The organism is Sphingomonas sp. EU05-FHT14C10 (genome assembly GCF_058790595.1).
In genome coordinates this window covers 23,641-30,416 of record NZ_JBYTEN010000030.1, presented here as the reverse complement: position 1 = coordinate 30,416, position 6,776 = coordinate 23,641, and the positions used below count along the sequence as shown (strand labels likewise).

Here is a 6,776-nt window from a genome sequence, read left to right as displayed (position 1 = left end):
CTCCCCCACCCGGCCTCCCATCCAGGATACACTCTGTGGGAGGCCGGGTGGGGGAGCGGGCCGGTGCCGCATCCACGTCAGTGGACCAGACAGTTTGACGCCATCCAACGCCTGTCGTCGATAATCGTGCCTTTGCGCGGCCATGCAAGCCGGCCGATTGACGCCGCGCGCCGAAGCCGTCACCTCGCAGCCATGGCCTTCCCGCTGCCCGATCCCATGCGCCTCGCGCTCGACCTTGCTGCCGAGGCCGCGGCAGCGGGCGAAGTGCCGGTCGGCGCAGTGATCGTGCAGGATGGGGAAATCGTCGCCGCGGCCGCCAATGCCACGCGCCGCCTCAACGATCCGACCGCGCATGCCGAGATGATCGCGATCCGCGCGGCGGCGGAAAAGCTGGGCGCGGAGCGACTGGGCGGTTGCGACCTCCACGTCACGCTCGAACCCTGCGCGATGTGCGCGGGGGCGATCGCCCATGCCCGCATCGCACGCCTCTATTATGGCGCCCCCGATCCCAAGGGCGGTGGCGTGGAGCATGGCGGCCGCATCTTCGCCCAGCCCACCTGCCACCACCGGCCGGATGTCTATCCGGGCATCGGCGAGGCCGAATCGGCGTCGCTTCTCCGCGCTTTCTTCGCTGCAAGGCGCTGAGCAGGTTGTCCTCGGCGCCATTTCCCTGCAAAGGGGGATGGACCGCATCATGCAGCCGCTCCCGCCCTTTCCCTGGATCGACGTCGCGATCATCGTCGCGCTGATCGCGCTGAACGGCGTCTTCGCCATGTCCGAACTGGCGATCGTCTCGGCGCGCAAGCCGCGTCTTCAGGCCATGGAACGCGCGGGCAAGCGCGGCGCGAGGACCGCGCTGGCGCTCGCTGCCGATCCGGGCAAATTCCTGTCGACCGTGCAGATCGGCATCACGCTGATCGGCATCCTCGCAGGCGCCTATTCGGGCGCCAGCCTCGGCGAGCCGACCGCGCTCAGGCTCGAGCGGATAGGCGTGGCGCATGCCCATGCCCAGACGGTTGCCTTCGCGATCGTCATCGGCCTCACCACCTTCGCGTCGCTGATCGTCGGCGAGCTCGTGCCCAAGCAGATCGCGCTGCGCACGCCCGAGCCGATCGCCGCCTTCATGGCCGCGCCGATGCTGTGGCTCGCGCGTATGACCGCGCCCGTCGTCTGGCTGCTCGACCAGAGCAGCAGCCTCGTCTTCCGCCTGATCGGGCTCAACCGCGATCAGGACAGCCATGTCACGGCCGAGGAACTCCAGCTCATCGTCGCCGAGGCGAGCAAGTCCGGCGTGATCGAGGAAAGCGAGCGCGCGATCATCTCGGGCGTCGTCCGCCTCGCCGACCGGCCGGTGCGCGAGGTGATGACCCCGCGCAACCAGATCGACTGGATCGACGCCAATGCCGATGCCGAGGCGGTCGCGAAGCATCTGGCCGAAACCCCGCACACGCGCCTGCCGGTGTGCGACGGGTCGGTCGACGAGATCGTCGGCGTGATCCAGAGCCGCGATCTGGTCGCCGCACTCGTCGCGGGCCGCGGCGTCGATCTGCGCGCGCTGATGCGCCCGATCGGCGCGGTCCCGGACCAGCTCGATGCGATGGACGCGCTGGAGGCGTTGCGCGGCGCCGAAGTGCCGATGGTCGTCGTCAACGACGAATATGGCCATGTCGACGGCATCCTCACCCCCGCCGACCTGCTGATCGCGATCGCTGGCCAGTTCGAATCGGATCGCGACGACGGCGAGGATCCCGAGGTCGTCGAGCGCGACGACGGCAGCCTGCTCGTCTCCGGATCGATGTATGCCGACGTCCTTGCCGACCGGCTGGCGCTGCGCCTGCCCGAGGATCGCGACTATGCGACGGTCGCGGGCTACGCGCTCTCGGTCTTCCGACACCTGCCCAAGGAAGGCGAGCATTTCACCGAGCAGGGCTGGCGCTTCGAGGTCGTCGACATGGATGGCCGCAAGATCGACAAGCTGCTGGTCAGCGCCGTCGCTTGACGCACGATCGTCGATTTCCACTCCCCGCCAACCCCCGTCTCCGTTCGGGCTGAGCGGGTCGAAGCCCTTTTCTTCTCTCTCCGCTCCAAGGCAGGAAGGGGCTTCGACAAGCTCAGCCCGAACGGGGAGATCAAAATGACAGGCTGACCCTGCCGACAAGCTTGTCGCCGGCATGGCGGGTGACGGCGAAGGGCGATGCGTCCGCCCGCTTCGCGATATCGGTGCCGCTATAGGCCACGCCGATCGTCAGCGGCCCCGTCACATGATCGACCCCCAGCGACCAGTCGCTGTAATCGCCGCCGGGGCGCAGCCGCGCCGCGCGCACCGGATCGTCGGTGCTGCCCGATGAATGGCCGACGGTCGCGGCAAGCGTCCACGGCGTTGCCGGAATGCCGACACGGGCGTGCGCGCCGAGATAGAGATTGTCCCCGCCGATCGCCGATTGCGACGGCGCGTAGCGCGCATCGACGCCGATCTCCGCCGGGCCGATCGCGTAGCTCGCGCCCAGCCCGGCCTCGGCATAGTTCATCCCGCCAGCGGCGCCCGCAAAGACATGCCCGGTCAGGAAGGCGTCGAGCTTCAGCCCGGCGGCGATGTCGGTGCGGTAACCGCCGGTCAGGTCGAAGACCGCATCTGCTCCGCCGCTGCGTGGATCGGCGCGCGTCGCGGTGACGCGCGCCGAAAGATCGAAACCGCCGGGCAGCCGTGCGCCCAGCTCGGCGGCGGCCGATGCCTTGCCGTCGCTCCAGCTTATCCCGCGCCGCCGCTCATCGGTGGTGACGGAGACGCTGGCATCGACGGGGAGGATCGCGGCAGCGGGGGCGGCGGGGGCGAACATGAGCGCCGCGACCAAAGTCCTGCGAAACGACATGGCAGCGCGCTTTTAGCTCCGGGCGTCCGCATGGACTGTGTCCAGCTCGGCCGCCAGCGTCGCGCGATCCTCGTCGGCCAGCGCCATCAGATGCGCGCGGACGGTATCGCTGCGCGCGGCAACCTCGGCGGCGATCGCGGCGCGTTGCCCGTCGCACCAGCCGGCACGGCTGCCGCCGATCGGCCGGTCGCTGGACAAGGTGCGCGTCAGCACATGGCCCGCAGTGCTCCGCGCCTCGCGCGCGACGCTGACCCTGGCCGACCAGACGCAGCGCAGCGTCCCCGCGCGACCGCCCGGCGCGGCGACGCCGACCTGCCGGTGGGTGACCGCGAGGTCGCTGCGATAGGTTACGTCCACGCGGTGCCCGCGATGATCGATCTGCGTGCGATGCGTATCGGCCGCGACCGACACGCCGAGCATCAGCCCGGCCGCGATGATGAAGCTCATATCCGTCTCCTGCCTTTGCGCCGGGCCATGCTGCCCGGTCGCATAATCAGGCAATCGCCGGGCGGCCGATTTGGTTCAACCCCGCTCGCCCCCGGCAATGATTTGAAATGAAGGGCAGGGATTTGAAATGAAGGGCCGGCTCTTATCCGTCGATCTTGCCGAACTTCGCCTCGAACCCCGCACGATCGCCCTTGGCCAGATAGCCCGCCTGCTCGATCCATTTGTCGCGCACCGGGCGGCCCTTGAAATTGCCCAGCTCGGCGTCGATCCGCGCGACATCGGCATCGGTCCATGCGGCGATCTCGGCGAAACGTGTCACGCCCAGTGTCCCGAGCAGCGTCGCCAGCTTGGGGCCGATACCCTTCAGCAGCAGAAGATCGTCGGGTTCGACGGCCGGCGCTGGCTTCGGCTTGGATTTGGGCGCAGCCTTGGGGGCGGGGTCGGGCGCGGGCGTCGCGACGAGGATTGCGGGCTCGACCAGCGCCTCGGGCTCGGGCTCGACCACGGTCGGCTCGACGATCGGCTGGGGCGGCGGGATGTCGATCGGCGCGGCGGCGACAGGCGGCGCAGGTTCGGGCGGCAGCGGCGCGCGCTCGGCGGGCGTGGCGTCGTTCTGCCCCGGCAGGTCGCCATGCTCGGCGCGCGATTTCAGCAGCCACCACAGCCCGACCAGAATCACCAGCAGGATCAGGGGGATGATCGTCCAGTAATTGCTCATGCGCTTGCCCCGTTCTCAAATGGGTTGAAGGCGTCAGCCTATCGTGAAACGCTTCGGCAGGGAACGCCCGGCGGGCGCGAAAGCCTCATTCGGCTTCGCGCGCCACCTCGCGCCAGCCAATGTCGCGGCGGCAGAAGCCGGTAGGGAAATCGATCGCATCCACTGCGCGATAGGCCGCCTGCTGCGCCGCACGGACGCTCGGCGCCATCGCCGTGACGTTAAGCACGCGGCCGCCATTGGCGAGGAGCTTTCCATCCTTCAGCGCGGTGCCGGCGTGGAAGACCTTGGCGCCGCCAGCCTCGGCCGCCGCGATCCCGCCGATCGCGCCGCCTTTTTCGGGCGTGCCGGGATAGCCCTTCGCCGCCATCACCACGGTGAGCGCGACATCGTCAGAGAAAGCGGGGGCGGGGGCATCGGCAAGACGCCCCTCGGCGGTCGTGAGCATCAGCGCCAGCAGGTCGCCCTGATAGCGCATCATCAGCACCTGCGCCTCGGGGTCGCCGAACCGGGCATTATATTCGATCAGCTTGGGCCCTTCGGCGGTCAGCATCAGCCCGGCATAAAGCACGCCCGAATAGGCGATGCCCTCGGCCGCCAGCCTGGCGACGGTGGGCTCGACGATCGTGCGCATCGCCTCCGCCTCAAGCGCAGGGGTCAGCACGCGCGCGGGGCTGTAGGCGCCCATGCCGCCGGTATTGGGGCCGGTGTCGCCGTCGCCGACGCGCTTATGATCCTGCGCCGAACCGAAGGCGACGACGTGGCGGCCGTCGCTGATCGCGAACAGGCTCGCTTCCTCGCCGTCGAGAAACTCCTCGAGCACCAATGGCCCGCCATCCTGCGCACGGATCGCATCCTCGGCCTCGGCGCGCGTCATCGCGATCACCACGCCCTTGCCCGCCGCCAGCCCGTCGGCCTTGACGACGACGGGAAGCGAGAAGCTGTCGAGCGCGGCCAGCGCCGCTTCGGCCGAGCCGGTGCTGAAGTAGCGCGCGGTGGGGATGCCGGCGCGGTCGCACAGCGCCTTGGTGAAACCCTTCGATCCCTCGAGCTGCGCGGGCGCCTTGTCCGGCCCGAACACCGCGATGCCAGCGGCGCGCAGGCTGTCGCCCAGCCCGTCGACCAGCGGCGCCTCGGGGCCGACTACCACCAGGCCGATATTTTCCGAGCGCACGAAGGCGATCACCCCCTGATGATCGACGGGGTCGAGCGCGACCAGCGTCGCTTCCTCCGCGATTCCCGGATTGCCGGGCGCGGCGAACAGCTTGCCGATCGTCGGCGATTGCGCCAGTTTCCAGGCCAGCGCATGTTCGCGCCCCCCCGATCCCAGCAGCAGGACATTCATGGCAGATACCCCTTCGTTCGACGCGGCCGGGCGGCTCGTAGCCGAGGAAGGCTTCGGCGACAACGCGCCCGCGCAAAGCGTCTCCGAACTCTCGAACGCGCTGAAGCGCATGGTCGAGGATCGTTTCGGCCATGTCCGCCTGCGCGGCGAGATTTCGGGATGGAAGCGCGCGGCTTCCGGCCATGCCTATCTGGCGCTGAAGGACGACAAGGCGGTGCTCGACGCGGTGATGTGGAAAGGCACGGTCGCCAACCTGCCCTTCCGCCCCGAAGACGGGATCGAGGTGATCGCGACAGGCAAGCTCACCACCTATCCGGGCCGCTCCAAATATCAGATCGTGATCGAACGGCTTGAGCTTGCCGGCGAAGGCGCCCTGATGCTGCTGCTCGAAAAGCTCAAGGCCAAGCTGGCGGGCGAGGGGCTGTTCGATCCGGCGCGTAAGCGGCCGCTTCCCTTCCTGCCCCGCGTCATCGGCGTGGTGACGTCGCCGACCGGAGCGGTGATCCGCGACATCCTCCACCGCCTTGCCGATCGCTGCCCGACGCGGGTAATCGTCTGGCCGGTGCAGGTGCAGGGCGCGGGCTCTGCCGATCAGGTCGCCGCCGCGATCCGCGGCTTCGATTCGCTGGAGGAAGGCGGGCCGGTGCCGCGCCCCAATCTGCTCATCGTCGCGCGCGGCGGCGGGTCGATCGAGGATCTCTGGTCGTTCAACGAGGAAGCGGTGGTGCGCGCGATCGCCGATTGCACGATCCCGACCATCTCGGCGGTGGGGCACGAGACCGATACGACGCTTGCCGATTTCGCCGCCGACATGCGCGCGCCGACGCCGACCGCCGCGGCCGAGATTGCCGTGCCCGTGCGCGCCGATCTGTTCGCCGCGATCCGCGAGCGCGGCTTGCGCATGGAACGCTGCGCGCGTCGCTACCATGAGCGCGGCACCGAACGGCTGACGGCGCTCGCCCGGCTGCTGCCCACGCCCGCCTCGCTGCTCGACCCGCAGCGCCAGCGCACCGATGATCTCGCCGATCGCTTGCGGCGTGGCCTTGGCCGGCGCATCGCCGATGCGCGCGGGGAACTGGCGCGCTCGGCGGGCGCACTGCGCCCCATATTGCTCACCCAGCGGCTGGCGCTCTCCCAGGAACGGCTCGCCGCGACATGGCGCCTGGCGCAGACGCTTCATCCCGAAAATCCCTTGAAGCGCGGCTATGCCTGGGTCGCGGCGCGCCCTTCCGGCGTGGTGGTGTCGGGCGCAGAGGCGGCGCGGGCGGCGGGCGCGCTGACGCTGCATTTCGCCGACGGGCAGGTGGACGCCCGGGTTGAGCGCCCGGCGGGGCGAGCCTATGACAAGGAAAAGCCCGAACAGCCGAGCCTGCTCTGACAGGCGCGCCGGATCGGGCGA

The 6,776-nt window shown here is 69.5% G+C and carries 7 protein-coding genes; 3 read left to right on the top strand and 4 right to left on the bottom strand.

Features of this window, described 5'->3' with window-relative positions:
• Window positions 1-192: 192 nt before the first annotated feature.
• Together AC3WT0_RS18885 and AC3WT0_RS18880 are read left to right on the top strand one after the other, a co-directional pair.
• Window positions 193-645, top strand: a complete 453-nt coding sequence (locus AC3WT0_RS18885) for a nucleoside deaminase (protein WP_492754975.1) — start codon at window positions 193-195, stop codon at window positions 643-645.
• 49 nt (window positions 646-694) lie between these two features.
• Window positions 695-1,999, top strand: a complete 1,305-nt coding sequence (locus AC3WT0_RS18880) for a hemolysin family protein (protein WP_492754974.1) — start codon at window positions 695-697, stop codon at window positions 1,997-1,999.
• A 130-nt stretch (window positions 2,000-2,129) separates the two neighbouring features.
• On the opposite strand, the gene AC3WT0_RS18875 is transcribed toward AC3WT0_RS18880, so the two are convergent.
• The 4 genes from AC3WT0_RS18875 to purD all read right to left on the bottom strand — a co-directional run bounded on the left by AC3WT0_RS18875 (window position 2,130) and on the right by purD (window position 5,377).
• On the bottom strand, window positions 2,130-2,870 hold the full coding sequence (locus AC3WT0_RS18875) for a TorF family putative porin (protein WP_492754973.1): 741 nt from the start codon (window positions 2,868-2,870) through the stop codon (window positions 2,130-2,132).
• A 12-nt stretch (window positions 2,871-2,882) separates the two neighbouring features.
• Window positions 2,883-3,317 (bottom strand): hypothetical protein, encoded by a 435-nt coding sequence (locus AC3WT0_RS18870; RefSeq protein WP_492754972.1) that lies wholly within the window; start codon window positions 3,315-3,317, stop codon window positions 2,883-2,885.
• A 142-nt stretch (window positions 3,318-3,459) separates the two neighbouring features.
• Complete coding sequence (locus tag AC3WT0_RS18865; RefSeq protein ID WP_492754971.1) at window positions 3,460-4,035, bottom strand: helix-hairpin-helix domain-containing protein; 576 nt, start codon at window positions 4,033-4,035, stop codon at window positions 3,460-3,462.
• 85 nt (window positions 4,036-4,120) lie between these two features.
• Window positions 4,121-5,377, bottom strand: a complete 1,257-nt coding sequence (gene purD / locus AC3WT0_RS18860; protein WP_492754970.1) for a phosphoribosylamine--glycine ligase — start codon at window positions 5,375-5,377, stop codon at window positions 4,121-4,123.
• Here purD and xseA point away from each other — a divergent pair.
• Entirely contained in the window at window positions 5,376-6,755 is a 1,380-nt protein-coding gene (gene xseA / locus AC3WT0_RS18855) for an exodeoxyribonuclease VII large subunit (RefSeq protein WP_492754969.1), read from the top strand. The two genes, purD and xseA, sit on opposite strands and share 2 nt — an antisense overlap.
• The last annotated feature ends 21 nt before the right edge of the window (window positions 6,756-6,776 follow it).

What these genes read in the sequence shown, in the direction of transcription:
- AC3WT0_RS18875 (WP_492754973.1), bottom strand. Translation starts at nt 2,870, where the DNA reads ATGTCGTTTCGCAGGACTTTGGTCGCGGCGCTCATGTTCGCCCCCGCC.
- AC3WT0_RS18865 (WP_492754971.1), bottom strand. Translation starts at nt 4,035, where the DNA reads ATGAGCAATTACTGGACGATCATCCCCCTGATCCTGCTGGTGATTCTG.
- AC3WT0_RS18885 (WP_492754975.1), top strand. Translation starts at nt 193, where the DNA reads ATGGCCTTCCCGCTGCCCGATCCCATGCGCCTCGCGCTCGACCTTGCT.
- AC3WT0_RS18880 (WP_492754974.1), top strand. Translation starts at nt 695, where the DNA reads ATGCAGCCGCTCCCGCCCTTTCCCTGGATCGACGTCGCGATCATCGTC.
- xseA (WP_492754969.1), top strand. Translation starts at nt 5,376, where the DNA reads ATGGCAGATACCCCTTCGTTCGACGCGGCCGGGCGGCTCGTAGCCGAG.
- AC3WT0_RS18870 (WP_492754972.1), bottom strand. Translation starts at nt 3,317, where the DNA reads ATGAGCTTCATCATCGCGGCCGGGCTGATGCTCGGCGTGTCGGTCGCG.
- purD (WP_492754970.1), bottom strand. Translation starts at nt 5,377, where the DNA reads ATGAATGTCCTGCTGCTGGGATCGGGGGGGCGCGAACATGCGCTGGCC.